At 28.7% G+C, this 25598-nt stretch carries 14 protein-coding genes, 3 tRNA genes, 3 rRNA genes, 1 pseudogene and 1 other annotated feature; of the genes and pseudogenes, 10 read left to right on the top strand and 11 right to left on the bottom strand.

Translation table 11 applies throughout. The features are described 5' to 3' along the window. Positions 1–30: 30 nt before the first annotated feature. From folB to H0H49_RS01675, 3 genes are all read right to left on the bottom strand, one after another. Entirely contained in the window at positions 31–390 is a 360-nt protein-coding gene (gene folB / locus H0H49_RS01685; protein WP_185864246.1) for a dihydroneopterin aldolase, read from the bottom strand. Positions 391–423: 33 nt separating this feature from the next. Further along, positions 424–1041, bottom strand: a complete 618-nt coding sequence (locus tag H0H49_RS01680) for a superoxide dismutase (protein WP_185864245.1) — start codon at positions 1039–1041, stop codon at positions 424–426. A gap of 70 nt (positions 1042–1111) precedes the next feature. Further along, on the bottom strand, positions 1112–2320 hold the full coding sequence (locus H0H49_RS01675; protein WP_185864244.1) for a phosphoglycerate kinase: 1209 nt from the start codon (positions 2318–2320) through the stop codon (positions 1112–1114). A gap of 117 nt (positions 2321–2437) precedes the next feature. Between H0H49_RS01675 and H0H49_RS01670 the strand changes: the two genes are divergently transcribed. Together H0H49_RS01670 and H0H49_RS01665 are read left to right on the top strand one after the other, a co-directional pair. Then, positions 2438–2893, top strand: a complete 456-nt coding sequence (locus H0H49_RS01670; RefSeq protein ID WP_185864243.1) for an RpiB/LacA/LacB family sugar-phosphate isomerase — start codon at positions 2438–2440, stop codon at positions 2891–2893. A gap of 16 nt (positions 2894–2909) precedes the next feature. Then, positions 2910–2983: transfer RNA gene (locus tag H0H49_RS01665), tRNA-Asn, on the top strand. Between the two features lie 29 nt (positions 2984–3012). On the opposite strand, the gene gmk is transcribed toward H0H49_RS01665, so the two are convergent. Further along, the gene (gmk, locus tag H0H49_RS01660; RefSeq protein ID WP_185864242.1) at positions 3013–3594 is read right to left on the bottom strand and encodes a guanylate kinase; all 582 of its coding nucleotides are present in this window, start codon (positions 3592–3594) and stop codon (positions 3013–3015) included. Positions 3595–3664: 70 nt separating this feature from the next. On the opposite strand from gmk, the gene H0H49_RS01655 reads away from it, so the two are divergent. Continuing rightward, positions 3665–4660: an aspartate-semialdehyde dehydrogenase gene (locus tag H0H49_RS01655; RefSeq protein WP_185864241.1), complete on the top strand. Its 996-nt coding sequence runs from the start codon at positions 3665–3667 to the stop codon at positions 4658–4660. Between the two features lie 3 nt (positions 4661–4663). Here the strand turns inward: H0H49_RS01655 and rsmI are convergent, their stop codons facing one another. Further along, the gene (rsmI, locus tag H0H49_RS01650; RefSeq protein WP_185864240.1) at positions 4664–5332 is read right to left on the bottom strand and encodes a 16S rRNA (cytidine(1402)-2'-O)-methyltransferase; all 669 of its coding nucleotides are present in this window, start codon (positions 5330–5332) and stop codon (positions 4664–4666) included. Between the two features lie 229 nt (positions 5333–5561). Between rsmI and H0H49_RS01645 the strand changes: the two genes are divergently transcribed. Further along, positions 5562–5984: an LvrA C-terminal domain-related protein gene (locus tag H0H49_RS01645; protein WP_185864239.1), complete on the top strand. Its 423-nt coding sequence runs from the start codon at positions 5562–5564 to the stop codon at positions 5982–5984. Here the strand turns inward: H0H49_RS01645 and topA are convergent. From topA to queA (H0H49_RS03105), 4 genes and pseudogenes are all read right to left on the bottom strand, one after another. Further along, the gene (gene topA / locus H0H49_RS01640; protein WP_238784930.1) at positions 5981–8107 is read right to left on the bottom strand and encodes a type I DNA topoisomerase; all 2127 of its coding nucleotides are present in this window, start codon (positions 8105–8107) and stop codon (positions 5981–5983) included. The two genes, H0H49_RS01645 and topA, sit on opposite strands and share 4 nt — an antisense overlap. 6 nt (positions 8108–8113) lie before the next feature. Continuing rightward, on the bottom strand, positions 8114–9091 hold the full coding sequence (locus tag H0H49_RS01635; RefSeq protein ID WP_185864238.1) for a polyprenyl synthetase family protein: 978 nt from the start codon (positions 9089–9091) through the stop codon (positions 8114–8116). A 38-nt stretch (positions 9092–9129) separates the two neighbouring features. Next, the gene (gene queA / locus H0H49_RS01630; RefSeq protein ID WP_185864237.1) at positions 9130–10173 is read right to left on the bottom strand and encodes a tRNA preQ1(34) S-adenosylmethionine ribosyltransferase-isomerase QueA; all 1044 of its coding nucleotides are present in this window, start codon (positions 10171–10173) and stop codon (positions 9130–9132) included. Positions 10174–10397: 224 nt separating this feature from the next. Further along, positions 10398–11264 (top strand) — a sequence feature (16S ribosomal RNA rRNA prediction is too short). 16 nt (positions 11265–11280) lie between these two features. Continuing rightward, positions 11281–12174: pseudogene (gene queA, locus H0H49_RS03105) on the bottom strand (tRNA preQ1(34) S-adenosylmethionine ribosyltransferase-isomerase QueA); the annotation flags it as partial. 224 nt (positions 12175–12398) lie between these two features. Here queA (H0H49_RS03105) and H0H49_RS01620 point away from each other — a divergent pair. The 5 genes from H0H49_RS01620 (at position 12399) to rrf (ending at position 17375) form a co-directional block, all read left to right on the top strand. Beyond that, positions 12399–13935: ribosomal RNA gene (locus H0H49_RS01620) — 16S ribosomal RNA — on the top strand. Between the two features lie 97 nt (positions 13936–14032). Beyond that, positions 14033–14106 (top strand) — tRNA-Ile (locus H0H49_RS01615). A gap of 23 nt (positions 14107–14129) precedes the next feature. After that, positions 14130–14203: transfer RNA gene (locus H0H49_RS01610), tRNA-Ala, on the top strand. Positions 14204–14253: 50 nt separating this feature from the next. Next, positions 14254–17160, top strand: a 23S ribosomal RNA gene (locus H0H49_RS01605). 103 nt (positions 17161–17263) lie between these two features. Beyond that, positions 17264–17375 (top strand): 5S ribosomal RNA (gene rrf / locus H0H49_RS01600). Together the 16S, 23S and 5S rRNA genes with 2 tRNA genes alongside form the textbook arrangement of a ribosomal RNA operon. Before the next feature lie 9 nt (positions 17376–17384). On the opposite strand, the gene H0H49_RS01595 is transcribed toward rrf, so the two are convergent. Both H0H49_RS01595 and rpsA read right to left on the bottom strand, forming a co-directional pair. Beyond that, a complete protein-coding gene (locus H0H49_RS01595; RefSeq protein WP_185864236.1) occupies positions 17385–19103 on the bottom strand; it encodes a ribonucleoside-diphosphate reductase subunit alpha in 1719 nt (572 codons plus the stop codon). Positions 19104–19119: 16 nt separating this feature from the next. Continuing rightward, positions 19120–20964 (bottom strand): 30S ribosomal protein S1, encoded by a 1845-nt coding sequence (rpsA, locus tag H0H49_RS01590; RefSeq protein WP_185864235.1) that lies wholly within the window; start codon positions 20962–20964, stop codon positions 19120–19122. A 182-nt stretch (positions 20965–21146) separates the two neighbouring features. Here rpsA and dnaE point away from each other — a divergent pair, with 182 nt between their 5' ends. After that, entirely contained in the window at positions 21147–25484 is a 4338-nt protein-coding gene (gene dnaE, locus H0H49_RS01585) for a DNA polymerase III subunit alpha (RefSeq protein ID WP_185864234.1), read from the top strand. The last annotated feature ends 114 nt before the right edge of the window (positions 25485–25598 follow it).

Raw genomic sequence — 25598 nt, 5'->3', positions numbered from 1 at the left:
TTTTTTAAATATTAATAATTTAATTAATAATTATGTAAAATTTTCTATAATAATACATACTCTATCTACATTATTATTTAATGGTGGATTTTCTTTACATAATTTGATTTTGGAATATTTAATCATTTTATGAAACTTAAAATTAATTTTATCAATTATTCTTTTAGCTACATTTTCTATTAGTTTAGAATTAATTTTCATTTCCTCTTTAATAATAGAGTATAAATGAACATAATTTATAGTTTTTGATAGATCATCTGTAATAGAAGCATCATAAATATCCAATTCTATTTCAATGTTAATTGTATAATTTGATCCTACATATTTTTCTTCTGGCATACAACCATGAAAACCAAATAGTTTTATATTTTCCAAAATAATCCTACCCATAATAATCCCATAATAATAAAAAATAATAATACTTTATTTTATTATTAATTTTTTATAATTATCTTCTACTTTTTTCCAATTTATAATCTTCCAAAAAGATGATATATAATCGATACGGCGATTTTGATAATTTAAGTAGTAAGCATGTTCCCAAACATCTAGTCCTAAGATTGGAATACCTTCGCAGCATCCTATACCACACATAATAGGAGAATCTTGATTCATTGTAGAACAAATAGTTAATTTGTATTCTTTTATACATAACCAAATCCACCCTGATCCAAAATGTTTTAACGCTACATTAGAAAATTCATTTTTTAAATGATGAAAAGATTGGAAATTTTTTTTAAAAACTTCATTTAAATAAGTACTTGGAGGTGTGAATTTTGAATGAGGTATTAATATTTCCCAAAAAATATTGTGATTATAAAAACCCCCACCATTATTTCGTATTGTAATATTATTTTTAGCTTCTTGTTTTAATATTTCTTCTATAGGTAAATCTACCATATTTGTGCCAGCAATAGATTTATTTAAATTATTTGTGTACGTTCCATGGTGTTTATTATAATGAATATCCATAGTTCTTTTATCTATATAAGGCTCTAATTCTTGATAAGAATAAGGTAATTTTGGGAGTTTAAAAGGCATAATTTTTCTTCGTATATTTATTTTTAACAAATATAATTAAAAATATTGTATACCTACAGTTATTAATTAATTACATAATTATAGATTGAATACCTATACTACTTTTATTTTTTAAATATTCTAACATAGCTCCTCCTCCAGTAGATAAATAACTTATTTTTTTGTCATATCCTTCTGTTTTCAATGCAGCAATAGAATCGCCTCCTCCAACTAAAGAAAATGATTCATTTTCAGTTGTTGATTTTGCTATTGCTTTTGCGATTGATTTAGTTCCAGTAGAAAATTTTTTGAATTCAAAAACTCCCATAGGACCATTCCATAAAATGGTTTTAGATTTTTTTATAATATGACAAAAGTGTTTAATAGAATTAGGTCCTATATCCAATCCTATCCATTTATCTGGAATAGAATATATATTACATATTTTTGTATTTGCTGAATTATTAAAAGAATCTGCAATAATAACATCATTTGGAAAATGAATTATATTTCTATTATCTTTACTTAAGATAGAGTGTATTAATCTATGATCAATAGTTTGATCATCCTTTATTATAGAATTTCCAACTTTTCCACCTTTTATTTTAATAAAAGGATAAGATATACCTCCACCTATTATTAAATAATCAGAAAAATTTATCATATTTTCAATAACTTTTATTTTAGAATAAATTTTTGCACCTCCTAATAAAACGGTTATTGGTTTTTTACCTTTTCCTGATAAAAATTTATTTAAAAACAATATTTCTTTTTCCATGAGCATTCCTATACATTTATTATTATTAAATAATTTTGGAAGTAAACTAATAGAAGTATGTGAACGATGAGATACAGAAAAAGCATCATTCACATAAAATTCACCTAATTTTGCTAATTTTTTAGCAAATTGTTCATTTTCTTCTTCTTCTTCTTTATAAAATCTAAGATTCTCTAGTAACAAAATTTCACCTTTTTTTAGCTCATTTACTTTTTTTTCAGTTTCATCTCCTATACAATTATCATGAAATTTTATGTGAGTTTTCAATTTCTTCGATAGAATATGAACTAAAAAATTAAGAGATAAACTTTTTAAATTTTTTCCTTTTGGTCTTCCAAAATGAGTAATAAGTATTACTTTTCCTTGATCGGAAATAATTTTTTTAATAGTAGGAATACTATATTGAATACGTGTATCATCTATTATTCGATGATTTTTGTCTATAGGAACATTAAAATCTACTCTTAGTAAAGTTTTTTTATTTTTAAAATTAAAATCTTTAACAGTTTTTATTATTTTCATAAATACAAAAATAAATTTTTATCATATATTTATCGTCATAAATAATATTGTTATTTATTTATATAAATAATGTATTATATTTGATTGATCAAATGATAATTATTTTTTCAAAATACAATGTTAGTAGCAATAGGGTCTGATCATACAGGATTATTTTATAAAGATTTAATTATTAACTTTCTAGAAAAAAAAGGATATCTTATTAAAGATTTTGGATTTTATAGACCATCTGATAAATGTGAGTCTGTTTTAAAAAAAGTAGACTATCCAGATTTCATTCATCCTACAGCAAAATTTATAGAAAAAGGTAAGGCAAATTTTGGAATTATTATGTGTGGTAGTGGTAATGGAGCTGCTATGACAGCAAATAAATATAATAAAATTCGTGCAGCATTAGTTTGGAAAAAAGAAATTGCTTTTTTAGCTAAAAAACATAATAATGCTAACATAATTAGCTTACCAGTAAGATTTGTAAGTAAAAATGATGTTTTAGAAATAATAGAAACGTTTATTTCAACAAAATTTGATGGAGGAAGGCATAAAATAAGAATAGAAAAGATTCCTATAAAATAAAATTAAATAAAAATAATCCTCAGTAGCTCAGTTGGTTAGAGCACCTGACTGTTAATCAGGGTGTCGCTGGTTCGAATCCAGCCTGAGGAGCAAACAAATTTAAGTGCATTATTATTTGTTTATTCATTATTATTATGATGGATAAATTTAGATACAAGTTTTGTAACTTGTTTTTTTGCTTTTAATAAATCAATATTTAAAATAACAAAATCGAATTTTTTTGCATATTCTTGTTCTTTTTTTGCTTTATTTAAACGTAAATTAATTTTTTCTTCATTTTCAGAATTTCTAAAAATTAATCTTTTTCTTAATTTTTTTATAGAATTAACCATTATAAATATGGATAAAGAATTGTTAGGAAATTGTTGTTTTAATTTCAACCCTCCTTTAACATCTATATCAAATAGTATATGTTTATTTTCTTTCCATATTCTATATATTTCACTTTTTAAAGTTCCATAAAAAACTCTAGGATAAACTTCTTCCCATTCTACGAATTGGGATTTTTTTATTTTAGAAATAAATGTTTTTACAGAAATAAAATAATAATCTTTTCCATGCTTTTCTTTATTTCGAATATTTCTGGTAGTACATGATATAGAAAATTTTAAGTCCGGTATTTTTGATAATAAATAATTTGAAATTGTAGTTTTACCAGAACCAGAAGGTCCTGATAAAATGATCATTTTTTTTTTTTTCATTATTATTTTTAATTAATTTCTTAAATTTGTCATTTCATATTTATGAAATATTCAATTTTTATAAAATTCTATGAAACTAGGTATAGTTGGTGTTACAGGGATGGTAGGACGTGTTATGATGGATCTTTTGGATAAAAGAAATTTTCCGTTGAATAAATTATGTATTTCTTCTTCAGAAAAGTCTGTAGGAAAAGAATTTATTTTTAATAGGAAAAAACATAAAGTAATTAGCATAGAAGATCTTTTATTGGAAAAACCTAATATTGTTTTATTTTCAGCAGGATCTACTATTTCAAAAAAATACGCACCAGAATTTGAGAAAATAGGATCTACCGTTATAGATAATTCTTCTGCATGGAGAATGGATCCTACTAAAAAATTAGTAGTTCCGGAAATAAATTCTTTTTCTCTTAATGAAAAAGATAAAATTATAGCTAATCCAAATTGTTCCACAATACAATTAGTTATGATTTTGTATCCATTACATATAAAATATGTAGTATCTAGAGTAATAGTTTCTACATATCAATCAGTTACGGGTACTGGTAAAAAAGCTTTAGATCAGTTAAATAAAGAAGAAAATAATAAAAATGTGAAAGAAAAAGTATATCCACACTCTATTTACAAAAATGTTATACCTCATTGTGATTCTTTTTCAGAAGATAACTATACTTTGGAAGAAATAAAACTAATGAAAGAAACAAGAAAAATAATGAATGATGATAAAATAAATATAACAGCTACTGCTGCACGTGTCCCTGTTATTGGAGGACACTCTGAAAGTGTAAATATCACATTTAAAAATAATCCTGACATAAATATGATTCATAAAATTTTATCCAAAACAAAAGGTGTAGTTGTTTTAGATGAACCTAAAAAAAATATTTATCCTATGCCAATATTATCTCAAGGAAAAGATGAAGTTTTTGTTGGAAGAATACGTAAAGACTACTCACATCCCAAATCTATAAATATTTGGATAGTTGCAGATAATTTACGTAAGGGTGCAGCAACTAATGCCATTCAAATTGCAGAATATTTAACAAAAAATAATTACGTTAATTAAATATTATTTTTTATCAATAATAATGGTGTATTCTCCAATAATTTTTTCTTTTTTTTTTTGGTATAATAATATAATTTCTTTTATTTTTCCTCTTATTATTTTCTGAAAAATTTTTGATATTTCTTTACATACAGCAATATTTCTTTCAAATCCAAAAAATAATTCTAAATCATTTAATGTTTTCAATAATCTATGAGGGGATTCATATAGGACTATTGTTCTATTTTCTTTAGATAAAATTTTTAGTTTTTTTTTTCTTTTCTTTTTTGGTAGAAAACCAATAAAAGTAAATTCATTAATAGACAATCCAGAACTTACTAAAGCAGGGATCAAAGCTGTTGCTCCAGGTAAACATTCTACAGGTATAGATTCATTTATACAGTGTTTAATAAGTAAGTAACCTGGATCAGATATACCAGGAGTTCCTGCACTTGATATTAATGCTATTTTACTTCCTATTTTTAATTTATTTATAATGGAATGAACAACATAATATTCATTGTGAATATGATAAGGTTTTATACAAGTTTTTATCTTGTAAAAATCTAATAATTTTCTGGATATTTTATAATTTTCTGTTAAAATTAAATCTACCTCATTTAAAATTCGTAAGGATCTGAAAGTAAAATCTTCTAAATTCCCTATGGGAGTAGGAACTACATACAATAACATTGTACTAAATTATTAAATAATATAAATAACCAAATATTTAGTGTTAATATACTATTTTTAATAAAAAATCTATATAAATTATTTTGTTATATGATAACTGATAACTCATTCATAGATTATTATAATAAATAAACATTTACAAAATCTCATTATAAAATAATTAATAATTTTATTCATAATTATAGATTAAAAAATTAGCTCTGATGAAATAAATAAGAATAAGTAAAGAATGATAGGTAAACAATATATATTTAGAAGTCGTTTAGTTTCCGGAGAAATCATATTTAAATATGATTTAAATGGATTTTTAAGGGAAATTGTTTTTCCTAAAAAACTTTCTTTATCACATTATATGTGGATAGGTAAATATTTACCTTATAACGAATCTGTTATAAATAAAATGAAGAGTTCAAAAGCTGCATTTTCTATAGAAGAAGTACCTGCAGATTTATCTTTTAATAGATTTTGGACAGATTATAAATATAAAGTAGGAAAAAAAAGAATGGCTGAAAATATATGGAATAGGATGTCGCTATCTGATAGAGTTAAAGCTTTATCATATATACCAAAATATTTAGATCATGTAAAACGAACAGGTCATGATCAAGCTTATCCTACTACTTATTTGAATCAGAGATATTTTGATAGCTAATCTAATTTATTTTTGATAATATGAATAGCTTTCTCTAAATTCAAATTTTCATAAAAAATTTTTTCATCAATTGAAATTGAAATATTTTTATATTTAATATAAATACCTTTTTTATTTATCATTAAAAAAATTTCTTCTTTATTAAAAAATCCTAATGATTTTGGTAATTCTGAAATTTTAATAGCTTGTTGAAGAGAAATATTTTCCATTTTTTGTAAGTTTAATAAAGGATAAAATTTAGGTTTTTCCTTTTCATAAAATTCTCCTATTTGAATAATAGGACCAAACCTAGCTATTTTAACAAAAATTTTTTTTTTAGAAATAGGATCTATGCCAAGAAATCGTTCTCTATTCATTTTTTTTACATTTTTTTCAACATATTGTATTTTTTTTATAAATTTTTCATAAAAATTTTGGATAGTAATAATCCAAGATTTTTTTCCTACTGATATATCATCTAAGTCTTTTTCCATTTTTGCTGTAAACTGATAATCTGCTATTTCTTGAAAATTAATTTTTAAAAATTCAGTAGTTAAAGTACCTATATCTGTAGGAAAAAATTTATTTTTTTCTGTTTTAACTATTTCATTCTCTTTTTCAATAATATTATTTTTATCAATAAAAAATACTTTTTGTTTTATTATTTTATTTGTTAATTTTTTCTTAATGATATAGTTTCTTTTTTGCAAAGTATTTATTATAGGAACGTAAGTAGATGGCCTACCTATTCCTAATTTTTCTAAATCTTTTACTAAAGAAGCTTCACTATATCTATAAACGCTAGTTTTTACAATTTGCTTAGATATAATTTCTTTTTTATTTAAAATATCACCTTTTTTTATTTTTTCTAAAAAATCTTTTTCTTTTTTATCTTTTTTAGAATTTATTGCCATAAAACCATCAAAAATAATGGTTTTTATTGTATAAGTGAATAATTCTTTGAAATTAGAAGATTGAATAAAAATGTTTTTTTTATTTATGATAGAATTGGACATTTGTGATGAAATTGTACGATTCCATATAAGTTGATAAAGGGATCTTTGATCAGATTCTAATGTGTCTAAATAATGTTTATCAATATTGATGATTGTTGTTGGACGTATAGATTCATGTGCTTCTTGCAAAAATTTTCCTTTGGAAAACTTATTTTTTCTCAAAAAAAAATATTTTTTCCCATATGAACGTAATATAAATTTTTCTATTTCTAATAAAATATTATCAGAGATTCTTGTGCTATCTGTACGATGATACGTAATGTATCCTTTTTCATACAATTTTTGTGCTAATAACATGGTTTTTGATATAGAAAAATTTAAACTAGTAAAAGATTGTTGTTGTAAAGAAGCAGTAGTAAAAGGTAATGATGGAGCCATTTCTTCTAATTTTGAAACAATTTTTTGAATGCTAAAATTAGCATTAATAGACAATAATAAAATATTTTTCATTTTTTCTTCATTATCTATTTTATTTTGTATTTTCGTTGTAAATACATTTTTTTTACATTCAAAAATTCCATATATATGGAAATGTTTTAAAGAAAGTTTTTCCCTATCTGTTATTTCTTTTTCTTTTTCTACTATTAATCTTAAAGCTGCAGATTGTACTCTTCCAGCCGATAATCCTTTACAAATTTTTTTCCATAAAATAGGAGATAATTGAAATCCGACTAATCTATCTAAAATCCGTCTTGCTTGTTGGGCATATATTAAATCATAATTTAATGTTCTTGGATGATTAATAGCAAAAAGAATTGATTTTTTAGTAATTTCATGAAAAACAATTCTTTTATATTTTTTTATATTAAATTTTTTATATATTTGATATGCAATAGCTTCTCCTTCACGATCTTCGTCAGAAGCTAACCAAATATTATTATAATTTTTTATTAATTTCTCTAAATATTTAACTATTTTTCTTTTTTTAGGTAAAACAATATAATTTGGTTTGAAATTATCTTTTATATTAATTCCAATTTTTTTTTCCGGTAAATCTACAATATGGCCATAGCTTGGTATTACTTGATAATTTTCTCCTAAAAAAGTTTGTATAGTTTTAGCCTTTGTAGGTGATTCAACAATGACTAAATTTTCTTTTGTTTCTTTTTTCATTAAATTATTCTTCATTCATTATTATTGATCTCTATCAATGATAAAGTTGATCATGATTCTCAAAGTTTTTTTAATCTCTCCTTCTGGATAAAATTCTAATATTTTCAATGCATGATTACGAAATAAAATCATTTTTTTAGTTGCATACTCTAATCCTCCATATTTTTTAACATATGCTATTATTTCATCTCTTTTATTTTCATTATAATTTTTTATAGAATTTAATATCCATTCTTTTTCTTTTTTAGTAGATTTTTGAATACTGTATATTAATGGAAGTGTAATTTTTTTTTCTCTAAGATCAATTCCAACAGGTTTTCCTGTAAAATTTTCTTTTTGATTTTGATAGTCAAATAAATCATCTTTTATTTGAAAAGCTATTCCTGTAAATGCACCCAATCTTCTCATTCTTAATGCTGTTTTTTCATCTACATTTACTGAACGAGCCCCGCCTTCACAAGAATCAGCAATTAAACTAGCTGTTTTATGATAAATGATTTTATTATAAATATTTTCATTGATGTTCAATATAGTAGATTTTTCCATTTGTAATAATTCAACTTCACTCATGTTTTTAATTGTTTTACAAATAATTTTTAGTAAATCATAATAATTATTATTAGTAGCTAATAAAAGACTTTTAGATAAAAAATAATCTCCTATTAAAACAGCTATTTTATTTTTCCAAATAGCATTAATAGAAGAAGATCCACGACGAAAAAAACTATTATCAATTACATCATCATGTACAAGTGTGGCTGTATGTATTAATTCAATTATACAAGCAGTATGATATGTTTTTTTTTGTATTTTTCCTAACATTTTAGCTATTAGAAATACAAATATTGGTCTAATTCTTTTTCCTTTTTTATGAATAATATAATGTGTTATTTTATCTATAAGTGTAACGTTACTTTTTATAAGATTAAAAAATTGATTTTCAAATTCTTTTATTTCTTCTTTTATTGTACTTTTTATTTTTTCCAAAACTAATTTCATATATTATAAAATATACTATGCTAAGTAATAATTTTTATTTATAAAATTAACATTGCATCTCCATATGAATAAAATCTATACTTTTCTTGTATAGCTATTTTATATGCTTCCATCAGTAAATCAAATCCTGCAAAAGCAGCAGTCATCATTAGTAATGTAGATTTTGGCATATGAAAATTTGTAATCATAGAATTAGCTATACTAAAATTATAAGGTGGAAAAATAAATTTATTAGTCCATCCTATAAATGGATTCAAATTTTTATTTGAAGAAACTGAACTTTCTATAGCTCTCATAGATGAAGTTCCAACTGCACAAATACGTTTTTTTTTTTGTATAGTATTGTTTACTATACTACATGTTTTTTCATCTATTAAACATTTTTCAGAATCCATTTTATGTTTAGAGATATCTTCCACTTCTACAGGTAAAAAACTGCCTAATCCTAGGTGAAGAGTTATTTCCACTATATTGATTCCTTTTATTTCTAGTTTTTTTAACAAATGCTTAGAAAAATGTAATCCAGCTGTTGGTGCAGCAACTGATCCTTCTTTTTTTGCATATATGGTTTGATAACGTAGTTCATCATTTTTTTCTGTTGGTCTATTAATATATTTTGGTAATGGAGTTTTACCTATTTCTTTTATCTTTTTTATAAATTCTTCATGAGTTCCATTAAAATGTAATTGTAATATTCTTCCTCTAGAAGTTGTATTATCTATCACTTCTCCAGTTAGTCCATACCCGAAATTTAATTTATTTCCAACTCGTACTTTTCTCGCTGGATCTACCAAAACATCCCATGTTCTATCTTTTTTATCTAATTCTCTTAGTAAAAAAACTTCTATTTTGGCTTCTGTTTTTTCTTTATTTCCGAATAATCTAGCTGGAAAAACTTTAGTATTGTTTAAAATTATAGTATCACCTTCTTCAAAATATTGGTGTAGATCTTTGAATAGTTTATGTTCAATTTTTTTGTTATTTCTATTAATAATCATTAATTTAGATTCATCTCTTTCTGATGACGGGTATTTAGCAAGAATATTTGAAGAAAAGTTAAAATCAAAGTCTGAAGTTCTCATACAAAAATAAATATGTAATTTTTCACATTAAATAAAATTTTTATAAAAATAGATTATTTTTTTTCCAAACTAAATATGATTTATTATTTAATTTTTATAAAAACTTTTTTTTTATAAAAAAAAGATGTATAATTGCAATCTTGATTGTTCTTTGATTAAAAAAGCTTCTAGTACTGATAACTTCGTTTTTTATAATTAAGATATTTTTTTGATATTATTATTTTACAACGAAGAGTTTGATCCTGGCTCAGGATGAACGCTAGCGGCGGGCTTAACACATGCAAGTCGAGGGGCAGCATAAGATTTATGGAAACATAAATTTTGATGGCGACCGGCGTACGGGTGCGTAACACGTACGTAACCTACCTTTTGCTAGAAAATAGCCTGAGGAAACTCGGATTAATATTCTATAGTATAATTAAACCGCATGGTTTAATTATTAAAGCAGTAATGTGGCAAAAGATGGGCGTGCGCCCGATTAGTTAGTTGGTGGGGTAAAAGCTTACCAAGACTATGATCGGTAGGGGGCCTGAGAGGGTGATCCCCCACACTGGTACTGAGACACGGACCAGACTCCTACGGGAGGCAGCAGTGAGGAATATTGGTCAATGGAGGAAACTCTGAACCAGCCACGCCGCGTGCAGGAAGAATGCCTTATGGGTTGTAAACTGCTTTTGTTTAGGAATAAAGATTTCTACGTGATAGAAATTTTGAATGTACTATACGAATAAGTGTCGGCAAACTCCGTGCCAGCAGCCGCGGTAATACGGAGGACACAAGCGTTATCCGGATTTATTGGGTTTAAAGGGTGCGTAGGCGGTTTATTAAGTCAGTAGTGAAATGTTACAGCTTAACTGTTAAAATTGCTATTGATACTGGTAGACTTGAGTGAGACTGGAGTAGCTGGAATGTGTGGTGTAGCGGTGAAATGCATAGATATCACACAGAACACCAATCGCGAAAGCAGGTTACTAAGTCTATACTGACGCTGAGGCACGAAAGCGTGGGGAGCAAACAGGATTAGATACCCTGGTAGTCCACGCCGTAAACAAAAGCAGCAGTCATCATTAGTAATGTAGATTTTGGCATATGAAAATTTGTAATCATAGAATTAGCTATACTAAAATTATAAGGTGGAAAAATAAATTTATTAGTCCATCCTATAAATGGATTCAAATTTTTATTTGAAGAAACTGAACTTTCTATAGCTCTCATAGATGAAGTTCCAACTGCACAAATACGTTTTTTTTTTTGTATAGTATTGTTTACTATACTACATGTTTTTTCATCTATTAAACATTTTTCAGAATCCATTTTATGTTTAGAGATATCTTCCACTTCTACAGGTAAAAAACTGCCTAATCCTAGGTGAAGAGTTATTTCCACTATATTGATTCCTTTTATTTCTAGTTTTTTTAACAAATGCTTAGAAAAATGTAATCCAGCTGTTGGTGCAGCAACTGATCCTTCTTTTTTTGCATATATGGTTTGATAACGTAGTTCATCATTTTTTTCTGTTGGTCTATTAATATATTTTGGTAATGGAGTTTTACCTATTTCTTTTATCTTTTTTATAAATTCTTCATGAGTTCCATTAAAATGTAATTGTAATATTCTTCCTCTAGAAGTTGTATTATCTATCACTTCTCCAGTTAGTCCATACCCGAAATTTAATTTATTTCCAACTCGTACTTTTCTCGCTGGATCTACCAAAACATCCCATGTTCTATCTTTTTTATCTAATTCTCTTAGTAAAAAAACTTCTATTTTGGCTTCTGTTTTTTCTTTATTTCCGAATAATCTAGCTGGAAAAACTTTAGTATTGTTTAAAATTATAGTATCACCTTCTTCAAAATATTGGTGTAGATCTTTGAATAGTTTATGTTCAATTTTTTTGTTATTTCTATTAATAATCATTAATTTAGATTCATCTCTTTCTGATGACGGGTATTTAGCAAGAATATTTGAAGAAAAGTTAAAATCAAAGTCTGAAGTTCTCATACAAAAATAAATATGTAATTTTTCACATTAAATAAAATTTTTATAAAAATAGATTATTTTTTTTCCAAACTAAATATGATTTATTATTTAATTTTTATAAAAACTTTTTTTTTATAAAAAAAAGATGTATAATTGCAATCTTGATTGTTCTTTGATTAAAAAAGCTTCTAGTACTGATAACTTCGTTTTTTATAATTAAGATATTTTTTTGATATTATTATTTTACAACGAAGAGTTTGATCCTGGCTCAGGATGAACGCTAGCGGCGGGCTTAACACATGCAAGTCGAGGGGCAGCATAAGATTTATGGAAACATAAATTTTGATGGCGACCGGCGTACGGGTGCGTAACACGTACGTAACCTACCTTTTGCTAGAAAATAGCCTGAGGAAACTCGGATTAATATTCTATAGTATAATTAAACCGCATGGTTTAATTATTAAAGCAGTAATGTGGCAAAAGATGGGCGTGCGCCCGATTAGTTAGTTGGTGGGGTAAAAGCTTACCAAGACTATGATCGGTAGGGGGCCTGAGAGGGTGATCCCCCACACTGGTACTGAGACACGGACCAGACTCCTACGGGAGGCAGCAGTGAGGAATATTGGTCAATGGAGGAAACTCTGAACCAGCCACGCCGCGTGCAGGAAGAATGCCTTATGGGTTGTAAACTGCTTTTGTTTAGGAATAAAGATTTCTACGTGATAGAAATTTTGAATGTACTATACGAATAAGTGTCGGCAAACTCCGTGCCAGCAGCCGCGGTAATACGGAGGACACAAGCGTTATCCGGATTTATTGGGTTTAAAGGGTGCGTAGGCGGTTTATTAAGTCAGTAGTGAAATGTTACAGCTTAACTGTTAAAATTGCTATTGATACTGGTAGACTTGAGTGAGACTGGAGTAGCTGGAATGTGTGGTGTAGCGGTGAAATGCATAGATATCACACAGAACACCAATCGCGAAAGCAGGTTACTAAGTCTATACTGACGCTGAGGCACGAAAGCGTGGGGAGCAAACAGGATTAGATACCCTGGTAGTCCACGCCGTAAACGATGATCACTAGTTGTTGGATTTTTTTCAGTGGCTAAGCGAAAGTGATAAGTGATCCACCTGGGGAGTACGGCCGCAAGGCTGAAACTCAAAGGAATTGACGGGGGCCCGCACAAGCGGTGGAGCATGTGGTTTAATTCGATGATACGCGAGGAACCTTACCAAGGTTTAAATGTACTACGAATAAGCTAGAAACAGTTTAGTCTTCGGACGGAGTACAAGATGCTGCATGGTTGTCGTCAGCTCGTGCCGTGAGGTGTTGGGTTAAGTCCCTTAACGAGCGCAACCCTTGTTGTTAGTTGCCATCGAATAATGTCGGGGACTCTAACAAGACTGCCGACGCAAGTCGAGAGGAAGGTGGGGATAACGTCAAATCATCACGGCTCTTATACCTTGGGCCACACACGTGCTACAATGGTCGGTACAAAGGGTTGCTACTGGGTGATCAGAAGCTAATCTCTAAAAGCCGATCTCAGTTCGGATTGGAGTCTGCAACTCGACTCTATGAAGTTGGAATCGCTAGTAATCGCATATCAGCCATGATGCGGTGAATATGTTCCCGGGCCTTGTACACACCGCCCGTCAAGCCATGGAAGTCGGTGGTACCTGAAATCGGTGACCGTAAAAGGAGCTGCTTAAGGTAAAATTGATAACTGGGGCTAAGTCGTAACAAGGTAGCCGTACCGGAAGGTGCGGCTGGAACATCTCTTTTTTTAGAGTATTTTTCTTAATTTATAAGATATTTCGAGTTATTAGCTAGAAGCTTTTATATATTTAATAAAATAAAATTGAGATTGATTATTATTATCAGTCTCGTAGCTCAGACGGTTAGAGCGCTACACTGATAATGTAGAGGTCCGCGGTTCAATTCCGCGCGAGACTACATAATGAGGATGAGGATGTAGAGGGGAATTAGCTCAGCTGGCTAGAGCACCTGTTTTGCACACAGGAGGTCATCGGTTCGATTCCGATATTCTCCACAATTTTTATAAGTTCTTTGACATACATAATATACATAAAATGAGGAATAAAAAAAGCTAATAAAGGGCGTATGGTGGATGCCTTGGCTCTGAGAGGCGAAGAAGGACGTGATAAGCTGCGATAAGCTGCGAGGATTGGCACATACAAATTGATTCGCAGATTTCCGAATGGGGAAACCTATCATATTTAACCATATGATATTACATAAGTAAGGCAAACCTAGGGAACTGAAACATCTAAGTACCTAGAGGAAAAGAAAACAAATAGTGATTCCGTTAGTAGTGGCGAGCGAAATCGGAACAGCCCAAACCGTTATAGTTTAGGCTATAATGGGGTAGTAGGTCTACAATATATTAAGGATTATTTTTTTATAGTAGAAAAAACTGGAAAGTTTTACCATAGAAGGTGATAGTCCTGTACGCGAAATAGAAAAATTACCTTATGTAGTAACCTGATTAGGACGGGACACGTGAAATCTTGTCTGAATCTACCGGGACCATCCGGTAAGGCTAAATACTACTCAGAGACCGATAGTGAACTAGTACCGTGAGGGAAAGGTGAAAAGTACTTCGAATAGAAGGGTGAAATAGATCCTGAAACCATACGCTTACAATCTGTCGGAGCTTTCTAGTAAAGTGACGACGTGCCTTTTGCATAATGAACCTACGAGTTAATTTTTTCGGCAAGGTTAAGTAGTTTTGCTACGGAGCCGTAGCGAAAGCGAGTCTGAATAGGGCGTATAGTCGGAGGAATTAGACGCGAAACCGAGTGATCTACCCATGAGCAGGTTGAAGCTATGGTAACACATAGTGGAGGACCGAACCGGTTGACGTTGAAAAGTTTTCGGATGACTTGTGGGTAGGGGTGAAAGGCCAATCAAACTCGGAGATAGCTCGTACTCCCCGAAATGCATTTAGGTGCAGCATCGTGTTAAGTAATACAGAGGTAGAGCTACTGATTGGATGAAGGGGCTTCATCGCCTACTAATTCCTGACAAACTCCGAATGCTGTTATTATGTTTCACGGTAGTGAGGGCATGGGTGCTAAGGTCCATGTCCGAGAGGGGAACAACCCAGACCATCAGTTAAGGCCCCAAAGTATATATTAAGTTGATCTAACGAAGTTTAGTTACTTAGACAGCTAGGATGTTAGCTTGGAAGCAGCTATTCATTTAAAGAGTGCGTAACAGCTCACTAGTCGAGTGATTAAGCGTGGATAATAATCGGGCATAAATATATCGCCGAAACTATGGAATTTATTTATTGATAAATAAATTGGTAGGGGAGCATTGTAATAGCGTAGAAGTTATATCGAAAGATATAGTGGAGTTATTACAAAAGAAAATGTAGGTATAAGTAACGATAATGCAGGCATAAAACCTGCACACCGAAAAACTAAGGATTCCTCAGCTATGTTAATCAGCTGAGGGTTAGTCGGCTCCTAAGATGATACCGAAAGGTGTAGTCGATGGATAACCGGTTAATATTCCGGTACTTGCTCTTATTGCGATAGGGGGGACGGAGTAATGAAACTACCGCGTACGGACGGAAGTGTACGTTAAAATAGTTAGGTATAAAATATATAGGAAAATCCGTATATTTTGCTAATCTATGATAGTACCACAATCCTTCGGGAAAGTGGATAGTGTAGGTAAGGGCTTCCAAGAAAATCCTCTAAGCTTCAGATGAGAGTAAGCCGTACCAAAACCGACACAGGTAGTTAAGGAGAGTATCCTAAGGTGCTCGAGTGAATCACGGCTAAGGAACTAGGCAAAATGAACCTGTAACTTCGGGATAAAGGTAGCCTTCCTTTTTAAGGAAGGCCGCAGCGAAGAGTTCCAGACGACTGTTTATCAAAAACATAGGACTCTGCTAAATTGAAAAATGATGTATAGGGTCTGACACCTGCCCAGTACTGGAAGGTTAAAGAAGAAAGTTAGCTTCGGCAAAGCTTTTAACTGAAGCCCCAGTAAACGGCGGCCGTAACTATAACGGTCCTAAGGTAGCGAAATTCCTTGTCGGGTAAGTTCCGACCTGCACGAATGGTGTAACGATCTGGAAACTGTCTCAGCCGTGAGCTCGGTGAAATTGTAATATCGGTGAAGATGCCGATTACTCGCAATGGGACGAAAAGACCCTGTGAACCTTTACTATAGCTTCGTATTGATTTTGATTAGAATATGTGTAGGATAGGTGGGAAACTTTGAAACGTCTTCGCTAGGAGATGTGGAGTTAACCTTGAAATACCACCCTTATTTTAGTTGAAATCTAACTTAATTTAGTTAAAAAATTAAGAACATTGCGTGGTGGGTAGTTTGACTGGGGTGGTCGCCTCCAAAAAGGTAACGGAGGCTCCCAAAGGTACCCTCAACACGTTTGGTAATCGTGTGTAGAGTGTAATGGCATAAGGGTGCTTGACTGTGAGACATACAAGTCGATCAGGTACGAAAGTAGGGCATAGTGATCCGGTGGTTCCGTATGGAAGGGCCATCGCTCAAAGGATAAAAGGTACTCCGGGGATAACAGGCTAGTCTCCCCCAAGAGCTCACATCGACGGGGAGGTTCGGCACCTCGATGTCGGCTCGTCACATCCTGGGGCTGAAGAAGGTCCCAAGGGTTGGGCTGTTCGCCCATTAAAGTGGCACGCGAGCTGGGTTCAGAACGTCGTGAGACAGTTCGGTCTCTATCTATTGCGAGCGTTAGAAGCTTGAGTGGAGCTGATTCTAGTACGAGAGGACCGAATTGGACGAACCTCTGGTGTATCAGTTGTATCGCCAGGTGCATCGCTGAGTAGCTAAGTTCGGAAGAGATAAGCACTGAAAGCATATAAGTGCGAAACTCACCACAAGATTAGGCTTCTTTTAAGGGTCGTTGTAGATGACAACGTTGATAGGCTATAAGTGTAAAGACAGTAATGTCATAGCTGAGTAGTACTAATTACCCGTAGGCTTTTAATATTCCTCATGTATATTATGGTTATTATGTATTTTTTTTAGCAATACTTAACTTATAATTTAGTTTTTAGTATATTTATTTATTACTTTTATATTTATATTATTAATGGGTGGTTATAGCAATATGGGACAACCTCTTCCCATTCCGAACAGAGAAGTTAAACATATTAGCGCTGATGGTACTAGTTTGATACTGGAAGAGTAAGTCGCTGCCCATTTTTTTTATTTTATAACAAACTTTCTGAATATAAATCTCTACTTTTTCTTATATCTGCACGAATAACACTTTCACTTCTGTAATAATAAAGACTTTTTAGACCAATTTTCCAAGCTTCAATATGAACTTTGTTTATATATTTTGCAGGAGTATTTTGATGAAAAGCAAGATTAATACTTTGTCCTTGATCAATATATTTTTGTCGTATACTTGCTTGTTTTATTAACTCTAGTTGATTAATTTCTTTGAAACATTTAAAAACATTTCTTTGTTCTTCATTTAGTGCGGATGTTAAACTAAGACAAGATCCTTTTTCATTCGCTATTTGTTCCCAAACTTCCGGAAGATTATATCCATTTTTTATAAGTATTTTTTCCAAATAAGGATTTTTTCGTATATGCATACCTTTCGCATCATCATCTACGTATATATTTGCAGCTATTGGCTCAACACCTTGAGAAAGCCCTCCGGCAAGTTTTGCAGAACTCCTATTAGGAGCTATAGCCATTAAAGTCAAATTTCTTCTTCCTGTTCCTACATTCCATTCAGGCTCTCCATATTCTTTTGCCAAATATTTAGTAGCTTCTATAGATTCTAATTGAATATTTCTAAATATATTATGTGATAATAACTCAGATTCTACAGATATAAAAGGAATCATTTTAGATTGTAAATAAGAATGCCATCCTAATGCTCCCAACCCCAAAGCTCTACTTTTTTCTGCAAACCGAACAGCATCCTCTATTCCTTTTATATTTTTACCTTTGTCAATAAATTCTTGTAAAACAGCATCAAGAAACAAAATAGCGTAAAAAACAGTTTTTGTATTTTTCCATTCAATATACTTGTATAAATTTAAAGAAGATAAACAACATACTAACGTATGACTTTCATCTGTAGGTAACATAATTTCGGAACAAAGATTGCTATGATGTATCTTTAATCCATATTTTTTCCAATTTTCTGGAATATTCTTATTAGCATTATCTATAAAAAATAGATATGGTTCTCCAGTTTTTACACGCTCTTTAAGAGTACTAATCCACAAAGCTCTTTCTTCCCCATTTTTTTCTAAAACCTTTTTCATAAAAGAATCAGATATAATAACACCTTGATGAACATTATGACATTGACGATTAATATCACCTTTAGGTTCTCTTATTTTCAAAAAATCTGAATATTCTTTATGTTCTACATTTAAATAAATAGCAACTGCACCTCTTCTTGTCCTTCCCTGTTTACTAGCTACTATAGTACTATCATATGATTTTATAAAAGGAATAATTCCATCAGAAAATCCCAATGCTCCATTCTTTATAGAACTTCCTATAGGCCTTATTAGACTAAAATCATACGATGTGCCACCTCCATGTTTACTTAAAATTGCCATTTCTAAATTTTTACGATAAATTTCATACATACTATCTCCTATTCTTCCAGAAAAACAACTAATAGGAAGGCCTTTTTCTGTTCCAAGATTCACCATTACTGGTGTAGATGGTATTAACCATCCTTTCCAAAGAATATTAAAAAATTTATTTTCCATTTTTGGCTTTTTAAGTATTCTAGCAGCATTTTTTGCTAATCTTTTATATGCTTCAAATGGATTTTCTCCATCTAATAAATATCCACCTTTAATTGTTGTTAAATACAATTCATTATTAGCCCAAATAGGAAAATCTATATCTACTTTCCATCCTTCTTTTTCTGCAATAGGGTGTGTTTCCATTTCTTCTATATTGCAACTATTTTTTTTCGCTTTCTTTTTCTATTTTTTCTTTTAATTTTGCTAATCCAGCTATATCTCCAAGAGTAGATCTTTCTAATTTTCTACCTCTTCGTTGTTCCTTTCTTTGATCTTTATTACGATCACGATAAACAGATACATGGGAAACAACAATTTTTCTAGTATCTTTATTGAATTCAATAATTTTAAAATCCATTTTATCTCCTTTTTTAGGATAGGAACCATTTTTTTTCTCTAAATAACGTAAAGGAGCAAATGCTTCAATATATCCACCACCATTATTTTCTTTTTCTATAAAATGAATAGTAGCACCTTTATCAAAAATATTTGATATAACTCCTTGATGTATACTTCCAACATAATATATTTTTTCATAACAATTCCATGGATTTTCTTTTAGTTGTTTATGTCCTAAACTTAACCTTCTACTTTGAGGATCTATAGAAAGAATAATAATCTCTAATTTATCATTAATATTACAAAATTCAGAAGAATGCTTCAACTTTTTTTCCCATGAAAGATCATTATTATAGACTATACCAGATATTTCTTTATCTAACTCCAAAAGAACACCAAAATTCGTAAATTTCTTAACGGTACCTATATGTTTAGAACCAACAGTATACCGATTCTGTATATTTGTCCAAGGATCTTCCGTTAATTGTTTAACACTTAAAGACATTTTCCTTTCTTGACGATCTATTGTTAATATGATAGCTTCTAATTCATCTCCTATTTGAACAAAATCTTGAGTAGAAGATAAATCTGTAGACCAAGACATTTCACTAATATGCAATAATGCCTCCACTCCTGGTATAATTTCTACAAAAGCTCCGTAATCAGCTAAAACAGTAACTTTACCTTTAACACGACTTCCTACCTTTAAATCTTTATCTAAAGAATTCCAAGGGTGCGGTTGTAATTGTTTTAAACCTAACTGTACTCTATTTTTTTCTTTATCAACACCTAATACAACAAATTTTAATTCTTGTTCTAATTGAACAACTTCTGTAGGATGATTTATATGTGGCCAACTCATATCAGTAATATGAAGTAATGCATCTACTCCTCCCAAATCAACAAAAGCACCATAAGGAAGAATGTTTTTTATCTTTCCTTCTAAAACTTGTCCCTTATCCAATTTTGATATCATTTCTTTCCTCTGCTCTTCCATGTCTCTTTCTATCAAAACCTTATGTGATACTACTACATTTTTTGTTTTTTGGTTAATTTTAACTACCTTAACCTCCATTGTTTTTCCTACGTATGTATCATAATCCCTAACAGGTTTTACATTAATATGTGATCCTGGTAAAAAACATTCTATATCAAATATTTCTATAATTAAACCTCCCTTAGTTCTAGCGGCTACATATCCCAATACAACTTCTGATTTTTCATATGTTTGATTTATTTTTTGCCAATTTCTTAATGTTTTCGCTTTTAAATATGATAAAATACATTGTCCTTTATAGTCTATTTTAACTACCATTACTTCTATTTTTAGTCCAATTGTAATGTTACAATTTCTAAACTCACTGATAGGAATAATACCTTCTGCTTTAAATCCAATATCTACAATAACATTTTTATCTGTTATATATGTTATAATTCCCTGATATATTTCTAATTCATGAATATCAGGTAAAGTTTTTACATATATTTCCTCTATTTTTTTTCTTTCTATTTGTTGTATTTTATCATTTGAATGATTTTCATATTTTGCCCAATCAAAACTATTCTTATTACTCCCTCCATAATCATTTCCTATTATTAAATTTTCATTGTTTTTTTCATATAAATGGAATTTATTTTTTTTTATTTCTTCAGTTTGATTAGACATAATATTTATTATTTTTTCTTTATTTTCTACAATTTCTTAAGAAAAATGCTTATAGAAAATACAATTAATATTTTATTAATTTTTGACTAGTAATTATTGTTTATTTATTAATTCTTTACAAGAAAAGAGATAATACAAAACTAATAATTTTTCAGTAACTTTTTTCTACTAATTAAAATAAAATGTACTTTATTTTCGATACTGAAACAACTGGTTTACCCAGATCTTATAAGGTTCCGATATCTAATACTAACAATTGGCCAAGATTAGTTCAATTAGCATGGCAAACTCATGATATAATGGGAAATATTATAGATTTTAAGAACTTTATTATAAAACCAAATGATTACGATATTCCTTTTAATGCTTTTAAAATACATGGAATAACTAATGAAAAAGCAGAAAAATATGGAGAAAATATAAATCATGTTCTTCATGAATTAAAAAAAAGTATCGATAAATCTAAATGTATAGTTGGACATAATTTAGAATTTGATATTAAAGTTGTTGAATGTGAGTTTTTCAGACAAAAAATAGAAATTTCTTTTGAAAAAAAAAAAAAATTAGATACTAAAATAATTTCTGCTCCTCACTGTAAATTGTTATCTATAGGTAGTAATAATAGCAATAGAAAAAAAAAATTCAAATGGCCTACTTTATCCGAATTATATAATTTTTTATTTAAAGAAAATGTTCCAAATGCACATCATGCAGGAAACGATGTAAAAGCTACAGCCAGATGTTTTTTCGAACTTTTACGTATTGGAATAATTACACATAAAGATATAGGAATAAAATACGATATAATAAAAAAATTTCAAGATAATAACTCTTATCAAATATCTTCTTCCATGGTAGATTTTGATAAATATTTTCCTTCTTACAAAAAAGAAAAAATAAAAAAAAGTAGCACAGAAGTTAATGAAAAAAAATATTCATCAGAACTAAATAAAAAAAAGTATTATCATCTTCATAATCACACTCATTTTTCTATTCTTAATTCAACCATTGATATAAAATCTTTAGTAAATAAAGCTATAGAATTTAATATGTCTGCTGTAGGTATAACAGACTATGGAAATATGATGGGATCATATTATTTTTTAAATGCTATTCACAATGTAAATAAAAAATATTCACCTGAAAAGTACATTAAAGGAATAATTGGTTGCGAAATTTTTATATCAGACAATTATTTACAAAAAAAATTTACAAAAGAAGAACCAGATATAAGATTTAGACAGGTTTTATTATCTAAAAATAAAAAAGGATATCAAAATTTGACAAAACTTTGTTCTTTAGGTTTCATAAAAGGATTTTATGCTGGTATTCCTAGAGTAGGAAAAGATTTAATTGAAAAATATAAAGAAAATTTAATAGCTTTAACTGGAGATTTAAATTCAGAAATACCATATAACATATTAAATTTTGGAGAAAAAAAGGCCGAAAAAATTTTTCTGTGGTGGAAAAATCTTTTTAAAGAAGATTTTTACATAGAATTATTACGTCATGGACTAGAAGAAGAAAATTATGTTAATAATGTACTATTAAAATTTTCCAGAAAATTTAACGTAAAATATATCGCTCAAAATAATACTTTTTATTTAGATAAAAAAGAAGCGAATGCTCATGATATTTTGCTTTGTGTAAAAAATGTCGAAAAAAAATCAACTCCTATAGGAAAAGGAAAAAATTATAGATTTGGTTTACCCAATCATGAGTTTTATTTCAAAAGTCCCCAAGACATGAAAAAAATATTTCATGATATACCGGAATCGTTTGATTTTTTAGAAGATTTAGTAAAAAAAATAGAATCTTATAGTATTTCACACAAAGTATTATTGCCTAAATTTCAAATTCCAAAATCTTTTGAAAATCCAATGGATAAAATTGATGGAGGAAATAGAGGAGAAAATCATTTATTGAAAACAATAACTTACAGAGGAGTAAAAAAACGTTATAAAACGATAACTAAAGAAATTGAAGAAAGAATTTTATTTGAATTAAAAACAATAGAAAAAACTGGATATCCTGGTTATTTTCTTATTGTTCATAATTTTATTTCTCAAGCTAAAAAAATGAATATTTCTGTAGGTCCAGGAAGAGGTTCTGTTGCAGGATCTGCTGTAGCTTATTGTTTAGGAATAACAAATATAGATCCTATCAAATATAATTTACTTTTTGAACGTTTTTTAAACCCAGATAGAGTTTCTTTACCAGACATAGACATTGACTTCGACGATAAAGGTAGAGATAAGATAATTGAATGGGTAGTTGAAAAATATGGTAAAAATCAAGTAGCACAAATTATAACATATGCTACAATGGGTGCTAAATCATCTATTAGAGATACTGCTAGGGTTTTAGATTTACCATTGAAGGTAGCAGATAAAATGGCAAAAATGGTTCCAAATATGTTTTCATTAAAAACAATATTATCAAATAAGAATCACATTATATCGGGAAGGTTAAGTAAAGATGATTTAAATAATATCCAAAAATTGAGAAATATTGCAAAAAATGAGGATACATTAGAAGGAAAAGTATTACAGCAAGCAAAAATTATAGAAGGGACGATAAGAAGTACAGGAATACATGCTTGTGGAATTATAATAAGTCCATTCGACATAAAAGAATATGTTCCAGTATCTGTATCGAAAGAATCAGAATTATTATTAACACAATTTGATAATAATGTGGTGGAACATGTTGGTTTACTGAAAATAGATTTTTTAGGTTTAAAAACTTTAACTATAATAAAAAATGCTATCGATATTATAGTGAAATTAAAAAATATAGATACCAAAAAATTTTCCTTTTCTCTAAAGGATACAAAAACTTATAAACTTTTTCAAAAAGGAGAAACTATTGCTATTTTTCAATATGAATCTATTGGAATGCAAAGATACTTACGAAAACTAAAACCTGATAAATTTGATGATTTAGTAGCAATGAATGCATTATACAGACCTGGACCTTTACAGTATATTCCTAATTTCATATCTAGAAAACATGGAAAAGAAAATATCACTTATGATTTACCAGACATGAAAGAATTTTTGGAAGAAACTTATGGAATTACAATATATCAGGAACAAGTTATGTTAATAGCACAGAAACTAGCTGATTTTAGTAAGGGAGATGCAGATCTACTTAGAAAAGCTATGGGGAAAAAACAAAAAGACGTATTAAATAAAATGAGAAATCAATTTATTCATAAAGCTATAGAAAAAGGGTATCCAAAAAAAATTATAGAAAAAATATGGAAAGATTGGGAACATTTTTCTTGTTATGCTTTTAATAAATCTCATGCAACATGTTATGCATATATAGCTTTTCAAACTGCTTATTTGAAAACACATTTTCCACATGAATATATGGCTTCTGTTCTAAGTAATAATATGGATAATATTAAACAATTAACTCTTTTTATAAAAGAGTGTAAGAGAATGAAAATATCTGTTATTAGCCCGGATATCAACCAAAGTGATTCATATTTTATGGTTACTGGTAATAATTCTATTCAATTTGGACTTACTGGTATTAAAGGAGTTGGAGAAAATGCTGTTAAAGTAATTCTTGGAGAAAGAAAAAAAGGTCCATTTGCTTCCATTTATGATTTTGTGAAAAGAATTGATTTACGAGTAGTGAATAAAAAAACTTTGGAAAGTTTAATATTATCTGGATCTTTGGATCGATTTAATTTAGAAAGAGATCAATATTTTATTATTGAAGGTGATACAAAATTGAGTAATTTGGAGAAAATTATTCGGTTTGGATCAAAACATCAAAAACAGAAAAAAATAACAAATAAATCACTAAAATTAGATAAAAACCCTATTTCTTTTCAAACAAAAAATATGTGGAGTAAAATAGATATTTTATCTAAAGAAAAAGAAGTATTAGGTGTTTATATTTCTTCTCATCCTTTAGATGATTATTATTACGAAATAAAATATCTTACAAATACATCTTTAGATAAAATAAACAAAAAAGAATATGATCTTGTTGGAAAGAAAATTTATATATGTGGAATTTTATCAAAAATAGAAAAAAAAATGTATGTAAAAAGTGGGGTACAATATGGAGTATTTTCACTAGAGGATTATAGTAATTCTATAGAATTCAGAATATACGGGAAACAATATGTTAAATATGAATCAATATTATGCATTAATAATTTATTACATTTATCAATATCAATTGATAAATCAAATAGGTATAAAAAAGAAAATATAATAAAGATTATACATATAGAAAAATTACAAAATGTAATAAAAAAGTTGATACAAAAACTAGTTTTGAAAATTAATATTAATGAATTGAATGATGTATTTATTAAAAAAATAGATGAAATTTTTTCTCAGGAGGTAGGAGATCAAAAACTATACATTATTCTTTACGATAAAGAAAATCGTATTCTTTTAAACTTTGAATCAAAAAAATATGGTATCAATATTAATTCAAAATTTTTAAGAAAATTAGAAAATATAAAAGGTTTAGATTTTTATTTGAATTAAAAATTCAAATTAATTGAAAAGACTTTATTAAATTTGCAATTTGATACAGTTAAGTAAAAAAAAGTAAACTTATGAAGTATGATTTTTACTTCCAATCTATTATGCTATGCGTTT

The sequence above is a fragment of the Blattabacterium cuenoti genome (assembly GCF_014252035.1).
GTDB lineage: Bacteria > Bacteroidota > Bacteroidia > Flavobacteriales > Blattabacteriaceae > Blattabacterium > Blattabacterium cuenoti_Z.
This window is presented reverse-complemented; position numbering and strand designations above follow the sequence as displayed.

What these genes read in the sequence shown, in the direction of transcription:
- H0H49_RS01595 (WP_185864236.1), bottom strand. Translation starts at nt 19,103, where the DNA reads ATGGAAACACACCCTATTGCAGAAAAAGAAGGATGGAAAGTAGATATA.
- H0H49_RS01655 (WP_185864241.1), top strand. Translation starts at nt 3,665, where the DNA reads ATGAAACTAGGTATAGTTGGTGTTACAGGGATGGTAGGACGTGTTATG.
- rpsA (WP_185864235.1), bottom strand. Translation starts at nt 20,964, where the DNA reads ATGTCTAATCAAACTGAAGAAATAAAAAAAAATAAATTCCATTTATAT.
- H0H49_RS01670 (WP_185864243.1), top strand. Translation starts at nt 2,438, where the DNA reads ATGTTAGTAGCAATAGGGTCTGATCATACAGGATTATTTTATAAAGAT.
- queA (WP_185864237.1), bottom strand. Translation starts at nt 10,173, where the DNA reads ATGAGAACTTCAGACTTTGATTTTAACTTTTCTTCAAATATTCTTGCT.
- H0H49_RS01680 (WP_185864245.1), bottom strand. Translation starts at nt 1,041, where the DNA reads ATGCCTTTTAAACTCCCAAAATTACCTTATTCTTATCAAGAATTAGAG.
- rsmI (WP_185864240.1), bottom strand. Translation starts at nt 5,332, where the DNA reads ATGTTATTGTATGTAGTTCCTACTCCCATAGGGAATTTAGAAGATTTT.
- H0H49_RS01675 (WP_185864244.1), bottom strand. Translation starts at nt 2,320, where the DNA reads ATGAAAATAATAAAAACTGTTAAAGATTTTAATTTTAAAAATAAAAAA.
- folB (WP_185864246.1), bottom strand. Translation starts at nt 390, where the DNA reads ATGGGTAGGATTATTTTGGAAAATATAAAACTATTTGGTTTTCATGGT.
- gmk (WP_185864242.1), bottom strand. Translation starts at nt 3,594, where the DNA reads ATGAAAAAAAAAAAAATGATCATTTTATCAGGACCTTCTGGTTCTGGT.
- dnaE (WP_185864234.1), top strand. Translation starts at nt 21,147, where the DNA reads ATGTACTTTATTTTCGATACTGAAACAACTGGTTTACCCAGATCTTAT.
- topA (WP_238784930.1), bottom strand. Translation starts at nt 8,107, where the DNA reads ATGAAGAATAATTTAATGAAAAAAGAAACAAAAGAAAATTTAGTCATT.
- H0H49_RS01645 (WP_185864239.1), top strand. Translation starts at nt 5,562, where the DNA reads ATGATAGGTAAACAATATATATTTAGAAGTCGTTTAGTTTCCGGAGAA.
- H0H49_RS01635 (WP_185864238.1), bottom strand. Translation starts at nt 9,091, where the DNA reads ATGAAATTAGTTTTGGAAAAAATAAAAAGTACAATAAAAGAAGAAATA.